The sequence below is a fragment of the Streptomyces cellostaticus genome (genome assembly GCF_023630175.1).
In the GTDB taxonomy this organism is placed as follows: domain Bacteria; phylum Actinomycetota; class Actinomycetes; order Streptomycetales; family Streptomycetaceae; genus Streptomyces; species Streptomyces cellostaticus_A.
On sequence record NZ_JALLIN010000064.1, the window covers coordinates 14,032 to 31,584 of the forward strand.

General features: G+C 73.0%; 19 protein-coding genes. 11 read left to right on the forward strand and 8 right to left on the reverse strand.

Annotation, left to right across the window (positions count from 1 at the left end; translation table 11 throughout):
* Window positions 1-11 precede the first annotated feature (11 nt).
* A complete protein-coding gene (locus MXD57_RS29040; protein ID WP_250405152.1) occupies window positions 12-1,337 on the reverse strand; it encodes an ABC transporter substrate-binding protein in 1,326 nt (441 codons plus the stop codon).
* A 117-nt stretch (window positions 1,338-1,454) separates the two neighbouring features.
* Here MXD57_RS29040 and MXD57_RS29045 point away from each other — a divergent pair, with 117 nt between their 5' ends.
* The gene (locus MXD57_RS29045) at window positions 1,455-1,955 is read left to right on the forward strand and encodes an SCO4402 family protein (RefSeq protein WP_250405153.1); all 501 of its coding nucleotides are present in this window, start codon (window positions 1,455-1,457) and stop codon (window positions 1,953-1,955) included.
* Window positions 1,956-2,063: 108 nt separating this feature from the next.
* Complete coding sequence (gene purU / locus MXD57_RS29050) at window positions 2,064-2,945, forward strand: formyltetrahydrofolate deformylase (protein ID WP_250405154.1); 882 nt, start codon at window positions 2,064-2,066, stop codon at window positions 2,943-2,945.
* A 144-nt stretch (window positions 2,946-3,089) separates the two neighbouring features.
* Here the strand turns inward: purU and MXD57_RS29055 are convergent, their stop codons facing one another.
* Entirely contained in the window at window positions 3,090-4,355 is a 1,266-nt protein-coding gene (locus tag MXD57_RS29055; RefSeq protein ID WP_250405155.1) for a zf-HC2 domain-containing protein, read from the reverse strand.
* On the reverse strand, window positions 4,352-4,933 hold the full coding sequence (locus MXD57_RS29060) for an RNA polymerase sigma factor (protein WP_250405156.1): 582 nt from the start codon (window positions 4,931-4,933) through the stop codon (window positions 4,352-4,354). Before MXD57_RS29060 ends, MXD57_RS29055 begins: the two co-directional genes overlap by 4 nt.
* 333 nt (window positions 4,934-5,266) lie before the next feature.
* Here MXD57_RS29060 and MXD57_RS29065 point away from each other — a divergent pair, with 333 nt between their 5' ends.
* The 4 genes from MXD57_RS29065 to MXD57_RS29080 all read left to right on the forward strand — a co-directional run bounded on the left by MXD57_RS29065 (window position 5,267) and on the right by MXD57_RS29080 (window position 7,461).
* The gene (locus MXD57_RS29065; protein ID WP_250405157.1) at window positions 5,267-5,647 is read left to right on the forward strand and encodes an STAS domain-containing protein; all 381 of its coding nucleotides are present in this window, start codon (window positions 5,267-5,269) and stop codon (window positions 5,645-5,647) included.
* Between the two features lie 181 nt (window positions 5,648-5,828).
* Window positions 5,829-6,341 (forward strand): EF-hand domain-containing protein, encoded by a 513-nt coding sequence (locus tag MXD57_RS29070; RefSeq protein ID WP_250405158.1) that lies wholly within the window; start codon window positions 5,829-5,831, stop codon window positions 6,339-6,341.
* A gap of 418 nt (window positions 6,342-6,759) precedes the next feature.
* The gene (locus MXD57_RS29075; RefSeq protein WP_250405159.1) at window positions 6,760-6,897 is read left to right on the forward strand and encodes a hypothetical protein; all 138 of its coding nucleotides are present in this window, start codon (window positions 6,760-6,762) and stop codon (window positions 6,895-6,897) included.
* 18 nt (window positions 6,898-6,915) lie between these two features.
* A complete protein-coding gene (locus tag MXD57_RS29080) occupies window positions 6,916-7,461 on the forward strand; it encodes an ATP-binding protein (RefSeq protein ID WP_250405169.1) in 546 nt (181 codons plus the stop codon).
* A 314-nt stretch (window positions 7,462-7,775) separates the two neighbouring features.
* Here the strand turns inward: MXD57_RS29080 and MXD57_RS29085 are convergent, their stop codons facing one another.
* Window positions 7,776-8,771 carry a GlxA family transcriptional regulator gene (locus MXD57_RS29085; RefSeq protein WP_250405160.1) on the reverse strand — a complete coding sequence of 332 codons (996 nt, stop codon included), beginning with the start codon at window positions 8,769-8,771 and terminating at the stop codon, window positions 7,776-7,778.
* 71 nt (window positions 8,772-8,842) lie between these two features.
* On the opposite strand from MXD57_RS29085, the gene MXD57_RS29090 reads away from it, so the two are divergent.
* On the forward strand, window positions 8,843-10,165 hold the full coding sequence (locus MXD57_RS29090) for an MFS transporter (RefSeq protein WP_250405161.1): 1,323 nt from the start codon (window positions 8,843-8,845) through the stop codon (window positions 10,163-10,165).
* 260 nt (window positions 10,166-10,425) lie between these two features.
* On the opposite strand, the gene MXD57_RS29100 is transcribed toward MXD57_RS29090, so the two are convergent.
* A complete protein-coding gene (locus tag MXD57_RS29100) occupies window positions 10,426-11,619 on the reverse strand; it encodes a flavin-containing monooxygenase (protein ID WP_250405162.1) in 1,194 nt (397 codons plus the stop codon).
* 189 nt (window positions 11,620-11,808) lie between these two features.
* On the opposite strand from MXD57_RS29100, the gene MXD57_RS29105 reads away from it, so the two are divergent.
* Window positions 11,809-12,672, forward strand: coding sequence for a GNAT family N-acetyltransferase (locus tag MXD57_RS29105; protein WP_250405163.1), 864 nt, complete (start codon window positions 11,809-11,811; stop codon window positions 12,670-12,672).
* A gap of 22 nt (window positions 12,673-12,694) precedes the next feature.
* On the opposite strand, the gene MXD57_RS29110 is transcribed toward MXD57_RS29105, so the two are convergent.
* Together MXD57_RS29110 and MXD57_RS29115 are read right to left on the reverse strand one after the other, a co-directional pair.
* Window positions 12,695-13,363: a pyridoxine/pyridoxamine 5'-phosphate oxidase gene (locus MXD57_RS29110; RefSeq protein ID WP_250405164.1), complete on the reverse strand. Its 669-nt coding sequence runs from the start codon at window positions 13,361-13,363 to the stop codon at window positions 12,695-12,697.
* Between the two features lie 153 nt (window positions 13,364-13,516).
* Window positions 13,517-14,134: a LysE family translocator gene (locus tag MXD57_RS29115; protein WP_250405165.1), complete on the reverse strand. Its 618-nt coding sequence runs from the start codon at window positions 14,132-14,134 to the stop codon at window positions 13,517-13,519.
* An 82-nt stretch (window positions 14,135-14,216) separates the two neighbouring features.
* On the opposite strand from MXD57_RS29115, the gene MXD57_RS29120 reads away from it, so the two are divergent.
* Window positions 14,217-14,678, forward strand: a complete 462-nt coding sequence (locus tag MXD57_RS29120) for an Lrp/AsnC family transcriptional regulator (protein WP_250405166.1) — start codon at window positions 14,217-14,219, stop codon at window positions 14,676-14,678.
* A 296-nt stretch (window positions 14,679-14,974) separates the two neighbouring features.
* Here the strand turns inward: MXD57_RS29120 and MXD57_RS29125 are convergent, their stop codons facing one another.
* Window positions 14,975-15,610: a TetR family transcriptional regulator gene (locus tag MXD57_RS29125; RefSeq protein ID WP_250405170.1), complete on the reverse strand. Its 636-nt coding sequence runs from the start codon at window positions 15,608-15,610 to the stop codon at window positions 14,975-14,977.
* Window positions 15,611-15,744: 134 nt separating this feature from the next.
* Between MXD57_RS29125 and MXD57_RS29130 the strand changes: the two genes are divergently transcribed.
* Entirely contained in the window at window positions 15,745-16,479 is a 735-nt protein-coding gene (locus MXD57_RS29130) for a VOC family protein (protein ID WP_250405167.1), read from the forward strand.
* Between the two features lie 189 nt (window positions 16,480-16,668).
* A partial coding sequence (locus tag MXD57_RS29135) for a serine/threonine-protein kinase (RefSeq protein ID WP_250405168.1) occupies window positions 16,669-17,553 on the forward strand: 885 nt, incomplete at its 3' end.

Consider the following 17,553-nt stretch of genomic DNA (forward strand, 5'->3'; position numbering starts at 1 on the left):
CCGCGGGCCGGTCAGACGAGGTTCGCCTCCTGGAGCGTGCTCGTCATGTCGGTGATTCCGTCGAATCCCGAGCCCGCGGTCCTCCTCGCCTCGACCAGCTTGCCGTCCTGGACCACCTGGAGGGTCACGTCGGCGTTGACCAGCCGGGGCAGGCCGAGACCGGCGAGCTTGCCCTCGTAGGGCCAGCGCAGGGTCGGGGTGAGACCGCCGGTGTCGACCTTCAGGCCCTTGTCGAGGGTGTGCCGCACGCTGTCGGCGCTCACCTCGCCGCCGATCCGCTCCAGCACCGTCCTCAGCACGGTGTAGGCGATCCAGGTGGTCTGCACCCCGGCGTCCGCGGGGTCGATGCGGTTGTCGCCGAAGGCCTCCTCGTTGATGACCTTCTTCATCGGGCCCCACCGCGGGTCGGACGTCACCGGGTACCAGCCGGTGATGAACGCCCCCTCGTAGGGGCTCGACGCACCGCCCGTCGCGTTGATCACGCTCTGGTCGACGCTGCCCATCACGGTCGCCGTGCGCACCGCCGGGAAGGAGTCGCGGGCCCGGCGGAAGGAGTCCATGAAGGTGCCGGTACGGTCCCCGAGCGCGGGCACCACACAGCCCTTCCTCGTCACGTCCCCGGTCGCGGACCGCAGCGCCCGCTCGGCCTGGGTGTCGTACTCGGTGGCGTTCTCGGCGGCGAGCTGGTCGCCGGTCGCCGCGTGCCCGCCCTCCTTCAGGCCCGCGTCCAGCAGGCTGGGCAACTGGTCGCCCGCGATGCTGTCCGGGCGCACCAGGGCGACCGGGCCGCAGGCCGCGGCCAGCGCCCGGCCGAGACCGGCCAGCAGGGCGGGCTGGCCCCCGTTGACCGGGTAGGACATGTGGCCGGTGAACTCGTCGTTGCTGATGCCGTAGCCGCCGATGTAGGGGATGCCCGCGCTCTCCAGCGGGGCGAGGTAGGAGTCGACGTACTGGCTGTAGGAGCCGACGACGGCGACCACGTCCTCGGCGGCCGCGCGCCGGGCGCACCTCGCCGCGCCCACGCTGTCGTTGTGGTCGTTGCAGGTCAGGATCTCGAGCCTGCGGCCGTTGACGCCGCCACGGCTGTTGATCCACTTGCCGTAGGCGCGGGCCATCGCGGGCATGCCCGGCTTGTTGGTGGCGTCCGTGTTCTGCGGCGCCCACGTCATCACCTTGATCGGGTCGTCCCCGGAACCCCCCGTGGCACCGGGGACGACCCCGCAGCCGGCGGTGAGCGACGCGACCGCGGCCAGTGCGCCCGCGGAGAGCAGGGCCGCTCTGACGGGCCGGGTGAGGGAGAGGGACAAGGTGCTGCGGAAGCGTCGCCTGCCGGTCATGGACACGCACGATTCCCTCACACCACTAACCCGAGAGTGACCCTCGGTCAATGAAAGGTGACACCAAGGTGAATTCGGGGGGTCGGTGTGGCGGGTGTGGCGAGGAACGTACGATCGATGACCGTGCAAGGTTCGGAGAACTCTTCCCGTCGCGGCCGTCGCTCCTCCACCATGGGCGGCATGCCACTGAACGACATGCCGTGGTGGCGCTGGCGCAGCAATGTGCGCTCCGCGCTGCACATGCTCTCCGACCCGGTGTTCCAGCGGGACGTCTGGCTGGCCGGAGTGGACGGATACGGCGACGTCACCGACGCCGTGTACCGGCTGGTCGAGGACACCTGGCTGGACAACTGGTCGGCGGAGAAGTACGTCGGCACGATCTTCCGCGACTCCCAGGAGGCGGCGCTGGTCGACACGGCCGTGCTGCGGGTGCTGCGGATCATGCACCAGGTCGGCCCGGACGCACAGGTCTCCGCGTACCTCGACCACCACGCGTGGCCGGAGGCGGTGCGGGCGGCACGGGACGCGCACCTGCGTCTCGCGGCCAGTGACGGCGACGACCCGGACACGGCCCCGCGCAGCCTTGAGGTCCTGCGCATCATGACGCGGACCGCGTAGCCGGCAGGGAGTCCGAGGCCGCCCGCGGTGCCGCGGGGCGTCCTCGCCCCGTCCCGCCCTGCGGGACGACCGCCCGCCGCGGACGGCCGGTGTGGGAACCTGTGGTGCATGAACGAGCAGCCCGCCCGCGCCGCCGACCCGGCCGACCAGTACGTCCTCACCCTCTCCTGCCCGGACAAGCAGGGCATCGTGCACGCCGTGTCGAGCTACCTGTTCATGACCGGCTGCAACATCGAGGACAGCCAGCAGTTCGGCGACCACGACACGGGCCTGTTCTTCATGCGCGTCCACTTCTCGGCCGAGGCGCCGGTGACCGTGGAGAAGCTGCGGGCGAGTTTCACCGCGATCGGCGACTCCTTCCACATGGACTGGCAGATCAACCGGGCCGACGAGAAGATGCGCATCGTGCTGATGGTCAGCAGGTTCGGGCACTGCCTGAACGACCTGCTGTTCCGGGCGCGGATCGGGGCGCTGCCGGTGGAGATCGCGGCCGTGGTCTCCAACCACACCGACTTCGAGGAGCTGGTGGGCTCCTACAACATCCCTTTCCACCACATCCCCGTGACGAAGGAGACCAAGGCCGAGGGCGAGGCGCGGCTGCTGGAGATCGTGCGCGAGGAGCACGTCGAACTGGTCGTCCTCGCCCGCTACATGCAGGTCCTCTCCGACGACCTGTGCAAGCAGCTCAGCGGCCGGATCATCAACATCCACCACTCGTTCCTGCCGAGCTTCAAGGGCGCGAAGCCTTACCACCAGGCGCACGCGCGCGGCGTCAAGGTGATCGGCGCCACTGCCCACTACGTCACCGCCGACCTCGACGAGGGCCCGATCATCGAGCAGGAGGTCGAGCGGGTGGGCCACGACGTCACCCCGGAGGGCCTGGTCGCCGTCGGCCGTGACGTGGAGTGCCAGGCGCTGGCACGAGCGGTGAAGTGGCACGCGGAGCACCGGATCCTGCTCAACGGCCGCCGGACCGTCGTCTTCACCTGAGGTCCTGGTTCGGATCGGGCCGGACCCCTCGAGCCCGGCGCGATCCGGACGAAGGACCCTGGGGCCCGTCGCCGCCCTGGGCGCGCTGTCCCGGGACGGCTCCGCCGGCCTCCGGCCGGGAGCTGACGCCGGCGGGCCGCACGCTCACATCCGGCTCAGTCCCGCCGCGGCGAACAGGACGTCCCGGATCGCCTCGCGGTCGCCCACCTGCCCCGCCGCGGCCTCCTCGGGAGGCACGTGGCCCGCGGCCAGGCGGCAGAACTCCACGCCGTCCAGGGCGACATGGGCCACCTCCAGATCGGCGGAGCCCCGTGCGCCCGGCGAGTCCAGCGGGATCAGCCACTCCCCGCCGGCCGCGCCCTCGATCTCCAGCCGCAGGCTGCGCCCGGGCTCCCCGGCCTGGACCAGGCGCGGCGGCCGGCCCGCCCCGGACAGCCCCGCCCGCCGCCGCTCGGCCAGTGCCACCGGCAGCATCCGGGCCGCCAGGTCGATCATCCGGTGCAGATGCCGCGGCGCGGGCGCCTCGTAGGGGTAGTCCACCGCCTCCGCGATGTCCTCCGCGTGCACCCAGCACTCGAAGGACCGGTCCAGCATCGCGTCGTGCAGCGGCAGACCGAAGTCGCCGTACGGCACCATGAGCCCGCCGGTGCCGCCGCCCGTGAAGGACACCGTCCGCAGCAGCCGGTGACTCTGCTCCCGCCAGGGCGCCCGCACGGACCGCGTCGGCGGGAAGTGCGAGGTGCGCCAGAACGCGTCGGTGCGCGCGGCCGGTCCCACCGCGGCCGGTTCGCCGCCGGCCGCCTCCGTGAGCGGATCGTCCAGACCGAGCGCCACCGCGACCAGGCCGTCCACCGACAGCAGATGGGCGATCACCCCGGCCACGGTGGTACGGCGGCTCGTCGCCTCGTCGGCCTCGAACCAGCGCAGCCGCACCGGCGCGTGCCACTCGGCGTCCCCGAAGTCCTGCAGCAGCGCGTCCAGTCGCGCGGTCTCCGCGTCGTAGGGTGCCGCCCACTCGGGCACCGGGATGCGCGGCGGGCGGCGCTTCAGGCAGCTCTCCAGGACGCGGGTGCGCAGCGCCGGGTCCAGGTCGAGGCTCTCCGGTCGCTGCAGCAGACCGACCGCCTCGCGCAGCCGGCGCGCCTCGTCCGCGCAGGCCCCGCAGTCGCCGAGGTGCTCCTCGACGGCAGCCGTCTCCGCCGCCGAGCAGGCCGCCAGGGCCCAGGCGCCGAGGAGTGACTTCAGGACGTCGTGCGACAACTCGAGCGGCACGGGATCGGGTTTTCCTGGATCGGTGAAATCGGGCAGGGGCAGCCCGCTGTCCTCGACGGAGGCGCGGGGCGGCGGGATGCGGGGCTCGCGGGCGCCGTCGCGCCCGTCGTGCGCCGCGAAGCCCTCGGGGCCGTTCACACCGCACCTCCGTGTCCCCGCGGGGTGCCGGCGTCGTGCGCGGTCGACAGCAACTGGAGACCGAGACGGAGCCGGCGGCGGGCCTCGTCCTCGGTGACGCCGAGGTCGGCGGCGGCCTGCCGGTAGTCGCGCCGCTGGAAATAGGCCAGTTCGAGCGCGGCGCGCAGCGGGGCGGGCATGGAGTGGACGATGTAGTCGGCGCGGGCGGCGACCGAGGCGCGGCGCACCTTGCCCTCCACGCTCCGGAGCTCCTCCGCCGAACCGCTCCCGCCCGGGGACAGCGCGGCGGACTCGGTGGCCCGCAGCCGCTGCACGGCCAGCCGGTGGGTCACCTGCGCCACCCAGGAGCGCATCGGGCCCTGCTTGGGGTCGTAGGAGTCGGGGTGCTCCCAGACGTGGGCGAAGACCTCCCGGGTGACCCCGTCGGCGGCGCGCTCGTCGCCGAGGACCCGGTGGGCGAGGCTGTGCACGAGGGAAGCGAAGCGGTCGTACAGCTCGCCGAGGGCGGCGGCCTCACCGCGCGCCAGCCGCTGCTGCATCCTGCGGTCCCAGCGGGGCGGTGCGTCCTTCTGCGTCATGTCGCCCCTCCCCTCGCCCTCGCCCGACAGGTCCAGCGTGTCTGCACCGTCTTCTCGAATGTAGTCGGCACCACCGACAACGCACGCCCCTTTGTGTCAATGTGCGCCCCCCGAGACACCGCAGGTGATAGCACCCTCTTCACATATCCTTCACGCAATCGGCTTCTAAGTATGATCGAGTGGGATCGGTACTGACTAAAACAAGACCCTTATTGATCGTGCACGGTTTGCGAGTCGAAGTTTCAGGGAACGGCCGCTGGGCAGCCGCGCGGAAAGAAACGTAGGAACTGCTTCCGTTTCCGGGCGGTTCCGCGAACCGGCGAGCGGAGGGGCGTGGCCGTGACATTCAAGGTGACCGGCGTCGAACGGGACGGGTGGGCCGTGCTCCGGGTCGGCGGGGAGCTGGACCTGATGACCTCACCGGTGCTGCGCCAGCGGGTGCACGACGTGGTCGCCGAGGGTCACCACAGCCTGGTCCTGGACCTCTCGGAGGTCTTCTTCTGCGACTCCAGCGGCGTCGGCGTGCTCATCGCCGCCCGACGGCTGATCCGCTCCTGCCAGGGCCGGCTGCGGCTGATCCTCCCGGACCGGGGCGCGGAGGACGGCTCGCACGTCAACCGGGTCCTCGGCGCGCTCGGCGTCCGCCGCCTCTTCGACGTCCGTCCCGACGTCGAGTCCGCCGTCACCGACGAGGCCGACCCGCTGTCCGCCTGAGCCCCCCGGCGGCCCCGATCCCGCCGGCCCGAGCACATCACGCGGCCGCCGCCACGGGGTTGTCGCGAAATTCCCCCGGTCTTGGCACAACCGCCGTTTTCCCGCCACCTGTCCGCCGCCCGCGACGTACGCTCCCAGCCGGATCATCCTCCACGTCGACACGAAGGCGGCCCCGACAGACATGGTCAGCACCGAGTACGAGCGCAGGATCGCCGCCCGGTTCGCCGGCTTCGACCAGGACGGCAACGGCTACATCGACCGCGAGGACTTCAGCGCGGCGGCCAAGGCCCTGCTCGCCGAGTTCGCCGTACCCGCCCGTTCCGACCGGGGACAGGCGCTCTACGCCGGGGCGGAGGCGTTCTGGCAGGGCATGGCCGGCATCGCCGACCGGGACGGCGACCAGCGCATCACCCGTGAGGAGTTCGTCACCGGCGCGGTCAAGCGCCTGCGCGACAACCCCGAGCGCTTCGCCGAGATCGCCCGGCCCTTCCTGCACGCGGCCCTGGCCGTCGCGGACCCGGACGCGGACGGCCGCGCCACCGTCCCCGACACCGTCCGCGTGCTGCGCGTGCTGCGTGTCCCGGAGGACGTCGCCCTGGCGACCGCGACCGCCCTCGACGCCGACGGCGACGGTGGGATCGGCGAGTCGGAGATCGTCCCGGCCTTCGCACGGTACTTCACCGTTGCCGAGTAGCGGGTGCCGCGCAACACGCCCGGGTCCGCGTCCGGTTCGGGCGGGTCCTTGGCCCACGATGTTGCGGATCGTGGCGTGCTGACATCACAGAGCGTTGATATGTGCTGGTGTCCTTGACGTGACTCGTCACATCCCGGAGTCACGCGTCCCCTCGGGTACCTTGTGTGGGATGCGAGTGGCCGCGAGTACGTGCCGATCTGTTGGCGCGCCCGGGTCCTACCCGGACCGGGCGTTGTGCGCCGCTGCTCGCGGGGCGGTGCGGGGCCGGATTTCGGTCCGTTCTCCCGCCTGTTCGACTGCCCGGCGAGCGCGTCGCACAGTATGCCGTACGCGTACTCCTTCGCGCTGGAATATGCCCGAAGCGCTTGTTGGGGTGACTGTACGTCAACCATGCTGTCTCGTAAGGGAATCACGTTCCGTGACCCTGGCTCTGGCCGTTGTCCTGGCCATGCAGAAAATGGCTACGATCGTGGCCCTCGTCGTGAAGCGCGTCGCGATGTGTGTCGCGGCGCGCGTGTGGCGCGAGGCCATGTGTCCGCCGGTTCGGATGGTGTGAGCGGTGCAGGTGCTTCAAGTGCAACTGGAGATCCGGCCCGACCCCACGGAGGTGGGGCGGGCCAGAAGGTGGGCCCGTTCGCGGCTCTCCGGGCTCGGTATAGGAGCCGACGAGCCGTTGGCCGAGACACTGGTCCTGCTGGTCTCCGAGTTGGTGACGAACGCCGTGGTGCACACCGGCCGGCCGGCCGTGCTGCGGCTCTCCCTGCCGGGGAAGGCGCCGGGCGCCGGCGCCGGGCCGGCGGTGGCGGCGGCGGGCCCGGGGTCCGGCCCCGCGGACGCCACCGGCGCGGCGGCCCCGGTCGCCTCGGCCACCGTCCGGCTCGAGGTGGCCGACACCAGCTCCCGCGCACCCGTCCCGCGCTGCGCCGGCGGTGACGCCACCGGCGGCCGGGGCCTGGCGCTCGTCGACTGCCTGGCCGACCGCTGGGGCTGGCACCCCGAGGGCTCCGGCAAGAGCATCTGGTGCGAGCTGGACCGCTGCTCACAGTCCCGGGAGGGCGCGACCCCGGCGTACGGGGGCGGTCCGGCCGCGTACGAGGACTTCGCCTTCGAGGCGGTGTAGGCGTCCGGTGCCCCGTGCGCCCCGGACGCCTCCGCGCGCGGGCGCCGTGAACCAGGCGTGAACCGCGTTTCGCCCTGCCCGTGTTGACGGCGCGGCGCCGGATCAACACCCTGGTGGGCGACGATTCGCCGTGAGGGGGCGGCGAGGCCCGCGGGCGGCCGGGGTCCTCGCCGAGCGCGGATCGCACCGGACGTCGGCGCGGGGCCGGAGGCGGCGGCGCGCCGCCGTCCGGGGGCTCCGGGTCCCGGCGCCTTTTCAGGGCACGGCGTGGAAGCCGCCCGCGCGGCCCACTCTCTCCACAGGCTGTGGACGAGTCATCGCGCCGGCCCGGTGCGGAAGGTCCGCCGGTAGGCGGTCGGCGTCACCCCGAGCGCCTGCTGCAGGTGCTGGCGCATCGACTGGGCCGTGCCGAAACCGGCGTCCCGCGCCACCCGGTCGACCGACAGCTCGCTGGACTCCAGCAGGTGCCGGGCGCGTTCCACGCGCTGCCGGGTGAGCCACTGGCCGGGGCTGACACCGACCTCCTCGCGGAACCGGCGGGTGAAGGACCGCACCGACATGGACTCCCGGGCGGCCATGTCGCGGAGCTGGATCGGCTCGTGCAGCCGGCCGAGCGCCCAGGCGCGGGCCGCGGTGGTCGTGGCGAGCTGCGGATCGGGCACGGGGCGCTCGATGTACTGGGCCTGGCCGCCGTCGCGGTGCGGCGGTACGACCGTGCGGCGGGCCACCTCGTTGGCGACGGCCGTGCCGTGGTCGCGACGCACCATGTGCAGGCACAGGTCGATCCCGGCGGCCACCCCGGCCGAGGTCAGCACGTCGCCGTCGTCGATGAACAGCACGTCGGCGTCGACGTCGATCTTCGGGAACATCCGCTGGAACCGCTCGGCGTCGGCCCAGTGCGTGGTCGCCGGCCGGCCGTCGAGGAGTCCGGCGGCGGCGAGGACGTACACGCCGGTGCAGATGGAGGCGAGGCGGGTGCCGGGGCGGATGCGGGCGAGCGCGGCGGCCAGCTCGCCGGTCAGCCGGCCCTCGTCGTAGAGCGGGCCGAGTTCGTACGACGCCGGGACGATCACCGTGTCGGCCGTCTCCAGCGCCTCCGGGCCGTGCGCGACGTGCACGGCGAAGTCGGCGTCCGTGTCGACCGGGCCGGGTGGCCGGACCGAGCACGTCACCACCTCGTACAGGAGCCGGCCCGCGGCGTCCCTGGGACGGCCGAAGATCCGGTGCGGAATGCCCAGCTCGAAGGGGAGCAGGCCGTCCAGGGCCAGGACGACGACGCGGTGCGGGCGGAACTCCTGGCCTATGGTCATGGCCCGATCCTAGCGAATGCTGTCCTTCGGGCCACTCGTTGTGCGGCACCGGGGCGAGGACGCTCTATGACGTGACTCAGACAACCGAAGCCGCCGCTCCCCTCCAGGCCCCGCCCGCCCGGCGCCGCCGGGTGCACCGCGCCTGGTACGTCGCCGCCGTCACCTTCGTCACGATCATCGGCGCGGCCGCCTTCCGTTCCCTGCCCGGTCTCCTCATCGACCCGCTGCACCAGGAGTTCGGCTGGTCACGCGGCACCATCGGCGCCGCCGTCTCCGTCAACCTGGCGCTCTACGGGCTCACCGCGCCCTTCGCCGCCGCCCTCATGGACCGCTTCGGCATCCGCCGGGTCGTGGCCGTCGCGCTCACCGTGATCGCCCTGGGCGCCGGCCTGACCGTCTGGATGACGGCGCCCTGGCAGCTCATGCTGTGCTGGGGCCTGCTGGTCGGCCTCGGCAGCGGATCGATGGCGCTGGCGTTCGCCGCCACCGTCACCAACCGCTGGTTCACCGAGCGCCGCGGCCTGGTCAGCGGCATCCTCACCGCGGCCTCCGCCTCCGGCCAGCTCATCTTCCTGCCGGTGCTGTCCTGGACGGTGGAGAACCACGGCTGGCACCCGGCGGCCGTCACGGTGGCCCTCGCCGCCCTGGCCGTGGTCCCGTTCGTGTGGATCCTGCTGCGCGACCACCCGGCCGACGTGGGCCTGGCGCCCTACGGCGCCGAGGAGTTCGTACCGAAGCCGCCCCCGGTCACCGGTGCGGCCCGCCGCACGCTCGGCGTGCTCGCCTCCGCCGCCCGCACGGGCCCGTTCTGGCTGCTGGCCGGCACCTTCGCGATCTGCGGCGCCTCCACCAACGGACTGATCCAGACGCACTTCGTGCCCGCGGCGCACGACCACGGCATGCCGGTCACGGCGGCGGCCTCGCTGCTGGCGGTCATCGGCGTGTTCGACGTCGTCGGCACGATCGCCTCCGGCTGGTTCACCGACCGCTTCGAACCGCGCCGCCTGCTCGCCGTCTACTACGCCCTGCGCGGTGTCTCACTGCTGTTCCTGCCGATGCTGCTCGGCCCGTCGGTGCATCCCTCGATGGTCTTCTTCATCGTCTTCTACGGCCTCGACTGGGTGGCCACGGTCCCACCGACCCTGGCCCTGTGCCGGGAGCAGTACGGGGAGGACAGCGCCATCGTCTTCGGCTGGGTGCTCGCCTCGCACCAGGTCGGCGCGGCCCTGGTCGCCTACCTCGGCGGTGCCGCCCGTGACGTCTTCGGCTCCTACGACATGGTCTGGTACGCCGCCGGCACCCTGTGCGCGGTGGCGGCCCTGATGGCCCTGGTCATCCGCCGCCGCCCGGCGCTCCCGGTGCCCGCCCTCGTCCAGCCGGCCCAGGCGTATTGATCACGAGCGTTGTCGACACCGGTCGGGCTTGATCATGGCGAAGACCTCCGGTGTGGTGGAGCTGTCCAGGACTGCACCGCACGGAGGTCTTCGTGTCCCACCGTGGTGCCCGGCTGACACTGCACGGCAGGCGGCTGCTGGTCGAGCGTGTCTGCGCAGGTCGTCCCGTCGCGCATCGGAGATCCGGACGCGGGCCGGCTGCGGATCCTGAGGCGCACCGGCCGGCCGGAACCGACCTCGGGGAAGTCCGTGCGGTGCGGTCAGCGCCGGGCGCCCGCCGCGAGTCTCCTGGCCACCGCCCTGGCGATCCGCTCCGCGTCGATCGCCAGCTCCCGGAGCATGCCGCTGATCGGATTGGTGAACCCGGTGAAGTAGAGACCGGGGGCGCCGTTTGGCGTGCGGGCGCCGTGCACCACCGGTCTGCCGCGTCCGTCCAGCACGCCGAGGTGCCCGACCAGCCCGTCCAGCGCCCGCTCGTACCCGGTGGCCGCGATCACCGTGTCCGGGGTGAGGCGCCCGCCGTCGGCGAGGACCACCTTCCCGTCCTCGAACCCCTCGACCGCGGCGACGATCTCCACCTTCCCGCCGCGCACGGCGTCGACGATGCCGACGTCCTGCACCGGGATGGCTCCCTCGCGCACCCTGCTGTACAGCCCGCCGTCGGGCCGCGGCAGCCCGTGGGCGGAGAGATCCGGGGTGATGAAGCGCGCCAGGGCCCGGGCGAGCCGGTCCACCAGCGGCACCGGCAGCCGCCGCACCAGCACGCCCGTGTACTGGGCGGCCCATCCGGCGGTCGAGCGGCGCACGATGTGCGGGGCGGTGCGTACGGCCAGGCGGACCCGCGCGGCGCCGCCCTCCACCAGGTCGACGGCGATCTCGGCACCGGTGTTGCCGATGCCGACGACCAGCACGTCCCGGCCCGCGTACGGCCGTGCGTCGCGGTACTGCGCGGCGTGCAGGAACTCCCCGCCGAAGCCGTCCAGACCAGGCCAGTCGGGCACCCGCGCGGTGTGGTTGTGGCCGGTGGCGACGACCACCGCGCTGCCGGTCAGCTCACGCCCGCCGGAGGCGTGCAGTACCCAGCCGTCGCCGTCACCGCAGCGCTCGACGCGGAACACCTCGACACCGGTGACGATCTCCAGCTCGTGGTGCTCGGCGTACTTCTCCAGGTACCGGACCACGTCGTCCCGGGCCACCCAGCGCCCGAACCCGCGGGGTATCGCGAGGCCCGGCAGGGCCGACAGGCGCCGGGTGGTGTGCAGGTGCAGGCGGTCGTAGTGCCGCCGCCAGGAGGCGCCCACCCGGTCGGACCTCTCCAGCACCACGGCCCGCACCCCACGGGCCCGCAGCGCGTGGGCGGCGGCCAGTCCGCCGGGGCCGGCGCCTATGACGTAGACGGGGCGCTCGGCGGGGCTCGCGGACGGGTGCGCGGAGGAGGGACGGGAGTCGGCCATGAGCGCGAGCGTAATCACCCACCAGGTTGATGGGTCTCGGTCAAGACCGGAATTGGTTGCGGATTGATCACGCGTGTGGGGAAAGCGGGTGATTCACGCCGCGCCGTGGCCGGACAGCCGCCACGGGGCGCGTCCCGGAGTGGGGAAAACCGCTGTTCCGGCCGGACGGCCAACCCGGATCATGGGCGCATGCCCCCCGACGACTGGCACCTGAGTGACGACCCGGACGCGTTCCTGGTCCGCGCGGGCGGCTTCCTGCGCTCCCGTCCGGCCCTGCACACGATCCCGCTGACGGTGCTGGACGCACTGCGCAGCCGGGGACCGCACCTCTACGGCGACGGGGCCCCGCTGTTCGGCACGCTGCGGGACGGGGCCGACGGCATCCGTGCCGCGTTCGTCCACACGCCCCCGTTCCCGCTCCACCTCACCGAGCTCGGCCCGGAGGGCACCGAGGCGCTGGCGATCCGTCTGGCCGACGCCGGCCATCCGCTCACCGGTGTCTCCGGCGAACGCGGGACGGCGGCGGCCCTCGCCGCCTCCTGGCGGCGGCGCACCGGCACCACGGCCCGGCTTACACAGCGCAGGCGGCTCTACCGACTCGCCGAGCCCAGCGCCCCGCCGCCGCGTCCCGCGGGCCGGGCCCGAGTGGCCGGCCGGGGGGACCGGGACCTGCTGACGCGCTGGTACGACGAGTTCAAGGACGCGGTGGGGCAGAGCGCGGGCCAGGGCGCGGGCCCCTGGGCCGACGCCCGCATCGCCCGCGGCGGCCTCACCCTCTGGGAGACCCCGGACGGCACGCCCGTCTCCATGGCCGGCGCGACCCCGGAGACCGCGGGCCAGGTCCGGGTGGCCCCGGTGTACACCCCCGCACACCTGCGCGGCCACGGCTACGCGGGCGCGGTGACGGCGGAGGTGGGCCGCGCCGCCCTGGCGGCCGGAGTGGCCCACGTGCTCCTCTTCACCGACCTCGCCAACCCCACCAGCAACGGGCTCTACCGGCGGATCGGGTACCGCGGCGTGGCGGACTTCGCGGTGTGGCGGTTCGGGGACTGAACCCGCCGCGCCGCGAGGCGGGTCACGGCCACAGGAGGTTCTTGCTCCAGCCGAACTCCGTGCGGCGGTATTCGAGGCGTACGTGGCGGCGGTCGGGGTCGCCCTGGAAGAACTCCACCGCCTCCGGGCGCAGCCGGTAGAGCGTCCAGGTGGGGGAGGGCTCGGACGGGTTCTCGCGGGCCCGCGCCCAGGCCGCCTCCGACACCTGCCGCAGCTCCTCCAGCGAGGACAGCTCCTCGCTCTGCCGGCCGGTCAGGGCCGCGGCCAGCGCGCCCGTCGAGCGTGCGTGCAGGTCCGCCAGGCTCTCGTGCGACGGGGCCGACGCCACCGATCCGCGCACCCGCACCTGGCGGCCCAGCGCCGGCCAGTAGAAGGCGAGGGCGGCGTGCGGGTGGGCGTGCAGGGCCCGGCCCTTGCGGCTCGTCGAGTGGCTCGCGAAGGACCAGCCGTCCGCGTCGGCGCCGTGCATCATGACGATCCGTACGTCGGGCCGGCCCTCCTCGTCCGTCGTCGCCAGCGACATCGTGTGCGGTTCCGGCTGCCCGGCCGCCACCGCCTCCGCGAACCAGCTCGTGAAGAGGGGCAGCGGCGTCGGGGGAGCCGTGTCCGGGTCGAAGGGGCGCAGCTCGGTGGCCCCGGGGGCCCAGACCCGCAGGGACCGCAGCATGTCGTGGAGATCCTTCTGTGCCATGGGGCGAGTATGGCCGCCGCCGGACGCCCCGGACGCCCCGGACGCCCCGGACGCCCCGGACGCCCCGGACGCCCCGGACGCCCCGGACGCCCCGGACGCCCCGGAGGCCCCGGCGTCCTCGGGCAGCCGGGACGCGTGCCGGGGAACCGGGCCTCAGAGCGTGGCCAGCCGCTCCACCAGCAGCAGCGCGCCCACGCCGAGCATCGCCGCCCCCGAGGTGCGGGTGACCGCGCGGGCCGCCGCCGGGCGGGCGGCCAGCAGGAAGCGGGCGAATGCGCCGACGGTGAGATAGACGGCCGCGCAGCACGCCATGTGGAGCAGGCCCAGAGCCGCCGTCTGCGCGGGCACGGGCAGCCGGTCGCCGGTGAGGGTGAGGAACTGGGGGAGCACGGACAGGTAGAGCAGCAGACCCTTGGGGTTGAGGCCGCTGATCGTGGCACCCCGCAGGAAGAGCCTCCCGTCGGCCGGCGTTCCGGCGTCCGCGTCCGGCACGGCCGGCCGGCGCAGCACACCCCAGCCCAGCCGGAGCAGATAGCCCGCGCCCACCACCGTCAGGGCCGTCAGCAACCGGGGCGAGCCCGCCACCAGGACCGCGAGACCCGCCGTCGCCAGAGCCGTGTGCAGGGCGTACCCGCAGACCAGGCCCGCCACCGCGCGCGGTACCCGGCCGCCGCGCACGGCGGTCGCGATCACGTACGCCCAGTCGGCGCCCGGCACGCACACCAGCAGCAGGTCGACGGCGAGGAAGGAGAAGAGCAGGCCCGGTTCCATGTCGGCGACATTAGGCGTGAATGGCCCGAAAGTGTTCCTGTTGTTTGCCCTTGATCGGGGTTTCCGAGGGAGAATCTTGCTCATGGATGACGTGGATCGGAAAATCCTTGCCGAACTGCAGCAGGACGGGCGGCTGACCGTGACCGAGCTGGCCGCCCGGGTGCGCCTGAGCGTCTCGCCCTGCCACCGGCGGCTGCGCGAGCTGGAGCGCTCCGGCGCCATCCAGGGCTACCGGGCCCTGGTGGACGCGGGCGCGCTCGGGCTGAACTTCGAGGCGCTGGTCTTCGTGTCCATGCGGCAGGAGGACCGCGACACCGTCGCCGAGTTCGAGCGGGCGGTCGGCGAGCTGGACCATGTCCTGGACGCCCAGCGGCTGTTCGGCGAGCCCGACTACCTGCTCCGGGTGGCCACCGTCGACCTCGCCGCCTTCCAGCGGCTGTACGACGAGCGGCTGGCGACCCTGCCCGGGGTGCAGCGGCTCACCTCCACGCTGGTGATGAAGCACGTGGTGCGGGACCGGCCGCTGCCCGCGGCGCGGGGCTAGTGCCGTGACCGGAAGGGTTCACCGGCTCGCGGCGCCCGGCACGGCACCGCGCCGCGTTGTCGCATCACCCGAGTACGTCCGGTACGCGGACGACGCTCCGCCTTGCGCTGCACCGCACCGGACGCCGCGAGCCTTCCGGCAGACCCTTCCGGCCGCAGCACCAGCGCGGGAGCCCGCTCACCTGAGCCCCGCCGCGGAGCCGGCCGCCCGTCCCCGGGAAAGGGACAGGCGGTGGCCCACTCGGGTGGGCCACCGCCTGCCAGACAGGACCTGGTATCCGGATCGGGGTGCGTCCGCTATCTGCTCGGCTTCCTGCCGGTCACGCCCAGGTGGACCAACAGCGCCAGGTTGGGCTTGAGTTCGGCCTGCTTGACGCCCCAGGAGGAGAAGCCCTTCTGGTGCGAGGCCACCGAGGCGAGCATCGTGACCAGCGAGCCGGCGATCGCCGCCGGGTTCACGTCCTTGTCCACCCGCCCCTTGGCCTGCAGCTCGCCGATCGACTCCGCGAGCGAGCCGTTCACCGAGTTGAGGATCTTCATGCGGATCTTGTAGAACCGTTTGTCCCCCTCGGCCGCGCCGAGGTCGATCACCCGCAGGATGGCGTCGTTGCGCCGCCAGAACTCCAGGAACCCGTCGACGAGTTCCTGTGCGGTCTGCCAGCCGGACTTGCCCGCCCAGGAGCGTCCCTCGAGCAGTTCCGCCAGCTCGGCGCCCTCGGCCGCCATGCCGTCGGCGATCTCCAGGACGGCCCCCTCGACGTCCGGGAAGTACTGGTAGAAGGTCGCGGGCGAGGTGCCTGCCTTCCGGGCGACATCGATGACCTTGACATCCCGGTAGGGGGAGGAGCTGAGCATCTCGCTGAGGCAGTCGAGCAGCTTCTGCCGGGTCGCCTGCCCACGTCTGCCGGCCACGCGGCCGTCGACGGTACGCACTTGTCCTGTCATGTCGTCAGCTTACCGACGGGTGATCGGAGCGCGATTCGGCCGACTGCAAATGGGGTGCACGGGGGAAACAGGCATGGTGTGGCTGGTCTGCGGGCCGCGCGCGTCCCCGCTACTTTGACGGCATGGCCGAAAACAGGGCATCCGCGAACGAAGAGGCGTACCCCGAGGGCGTCCCCTGCTGGGTCGACGCCGAACTGCCCGACGTCGAGGCGGGCAAGCGCTTCTACGGCGCGCTCTTCGGGTGGGACTTCGAGGAGTCCTACGGCTCCTCGGTGTGGGCCCTGCTGGACGGCGACCGCGTCGCCTCGCTGGCCCCCAAGACCGACGGCCGCATGCCCACGGTGTGGACGGTGTCCTTCGCCACCACCGACGCCCGGGCCCTCGGCCGGCGGATCGTCGAGGCCGGCGGGCAGGTGGTGATGGCCCCGTTCCCGGTGGGCGACCTGGGCACCGCCGCCCTGGCCACCGACCCCGAGGGCGCGGTGTTCGCCCTGTGGCAGCCCGGCACCCACGCCGGCTTCGGCCGGCGCCGCGAGCCGAACACGTTCGTCTGGGCCGAGCTGTACACCCGGGACACCGCCGCCGCCAACACCTTCTACGGCGACCTCTTCCACGAGGCCCTGTTCGGCACCGGGAACGAGCCCGACTTCGGCCGCGCGGACGTCACCGAGGTCTTTGCGGCCGAGATGCCCCCGCACTTCCTGGCCCACTTCCGGGTCACCGACCTCGACGACGCCGTCGGCGCCGTGGGGCGGCTCGGCGGCCGGGTGCAGAAGCCGCCCTTCGAGACGTCGTACGGACGAGTGGCCGTCGTCACCGACAATCAGGGGGCGTCGTTCGCCCTGCTGGAGCGGTGAACAGGGCGAAGCGGCGATGAAATGACCTTATTCGGCATGAGACACCCCGATTCGTCACCGAGTTCGCAACCGGCCGCCCGGCCAGGAAGAATCAGGGTGCGTGCCGCCATTGCGGTGCGGTGGTGAGACGCTGCACTTCGGTCGCGTACATATGTGGTGGCGCGGCTCGTACGGGGAGGTGGCAGGCAAGTGGTGGATCAGCTGACGCAGCACGATCCGCGGCGGATCGGGCCGTTCGAGGTGCTGGGCCGGCTGGGCGCCGGCGGCATGGGGCTGGTCTATCTGGCGCGCTCGGCATCCGGCCGGCGCGTGGCGATCAAGACGGTCCGCACCGAGCTGGCCGAGGACCAGCTCTTCCGCGTCCGCTTCACCCGCGAGGTGGAGGCCGCCCGCGCCGTCTCCGGCTTCTACACGGCGGCCGTGGTGGACGCCGACCCCCGTGCCGCCGTGCCCTGGCTCGCCACCGCCTACGTCCCCGCGCCCTCCCTCGAGGAGATAGTGAACGAGTGCGGCCCGCTCCCGGCACAGGCGGTGCGCTGGCTGGCGGCGGGCGTGGCCGAGGCCCTGCAGTCCATCCACGGCGCGGGCCTGGTGCACCGGGACCTGAAGCCGTCCAACGTCCTCGTCGTCGAGGACGGCCCCCGGGTGATCGACTTCGGTATCGCCTCCGGTGTCTCGAACACCCGCCTGACGATGACGAACGTGGCCGTCGGCACCCCCGCCTACATGTCCCCCGAGCAGGCCAAGGACTCCCGCAGCGTCACCGGCGCCAGCGACGTCTTCTCGCTGGGTTCGATGCTGGTCTTCGCCGCCACCGGCCACCCGCCCTTCCACGGCGCGAACCCGGTCGAGACGGTGTTCATGCTGCTCCGCGAGGGCCCGGACCTCACCGGCCTGCCGGACGAGCTGCGTCCGCTGATCGAGTCCTGCATGCAGATGGAGGCCACCGGCCGGCCCAACCCCGCCGACCTCCAGGCCCAGCTCGCCCCGCACCTGTTCGGCTCCGGGTCCGACGACAGCGGCACCGCGTCCGCCTGGCTGCCCGAGAAGGCGGTCGGCCTCATCGAGACCCGC

Bases quoted from the DNA above. Each gene is read 5' to 3' on its own strand.
- MXD57_RS29040 (WP_250405152.1), bottom strand. From the start codon at position 1,337: ATGACCGGCAGGCGACGCTTCCGCAGCACCTTGTCCCTCTCCCTCACC.
- MXD57_RS29045 (WP_250405153.1), top strand. From the start codon at position 1,455: ATGACCGTGCAAGGTTCGGAGAACTCTTCCCGTCGCGGCCGTCGCTCC.
- purU (WP_250405154.1), top strand. From the start codon at position 2,064: ATGAACGAGCAGCCCGCCCGCGCCGCCGACCCGGCCGACCAGTACGTC.
- MXD57_RS29060 (WP_250405156.1), bottom strand. From the start codon at position 4,933: ATGACGCAGAAGGACGCACCGCCCCGCTGGGACCGCAGGATGCAGCAG.
- MXD57_RS29070 (WP_250405158.1), top strand. From the start codon at position 5,829: ATGGTCAGCACCGAGTACGAGCGCAGGATCGCCGCCCGGTTCGCCGGC.
- MXD57_RS29085 (WP_250405160.1), bottom strand. From the start codon at position 8,771: ATGACCATAGGCCAGGAGTTCCGCCCGCACCGCGTCGTCGTCCTGGCC.
- MXD57_RS29100 (WP_250405162.1), bottom strand. From the start codon at position 11,619: ATGGCCGACTCCCGTCCCTCCTCCGCGCACCCGTCCGCGAGCCCCGCC.
- MXD57_RS29105 (WP_250405163.1), top strand. From the start codon at position 11,809: ATGCCCCCCGACGACTGGCACCTGAGTGACGACCCGGACGCGTTCCTG.
- MXD57_RS29110 (WP_250405164.1), bottom strand. From the start codon at position 13,363: ATGGCACAGAAGGATCTCCACGACATGCTGCGGTCCCTGCGGGTCTGG.
- MXD57_RS29115 (WP_250405165.1), bottom strand. From the start codon at position 14,134: ATGGAACCGGGCCTGCTCTTCTCCTTCCTCGCCGTCGACCTGCTGCTG.
- MXD57_RS29120 (WP_250405166.1), top strand. From the start codon at position 14,217: ATGGATGACGTGGATCGGAAAATCCTTGCCGAACTGCAGCAGGACGGG.
- MXD57_RS29130 (WP_250405167.1), top strand. From the start codon at position 15,745: ATGGCCGAAAACAGGGCATCCGCGAACGAAGAGGCGTACCCCGAGGGC.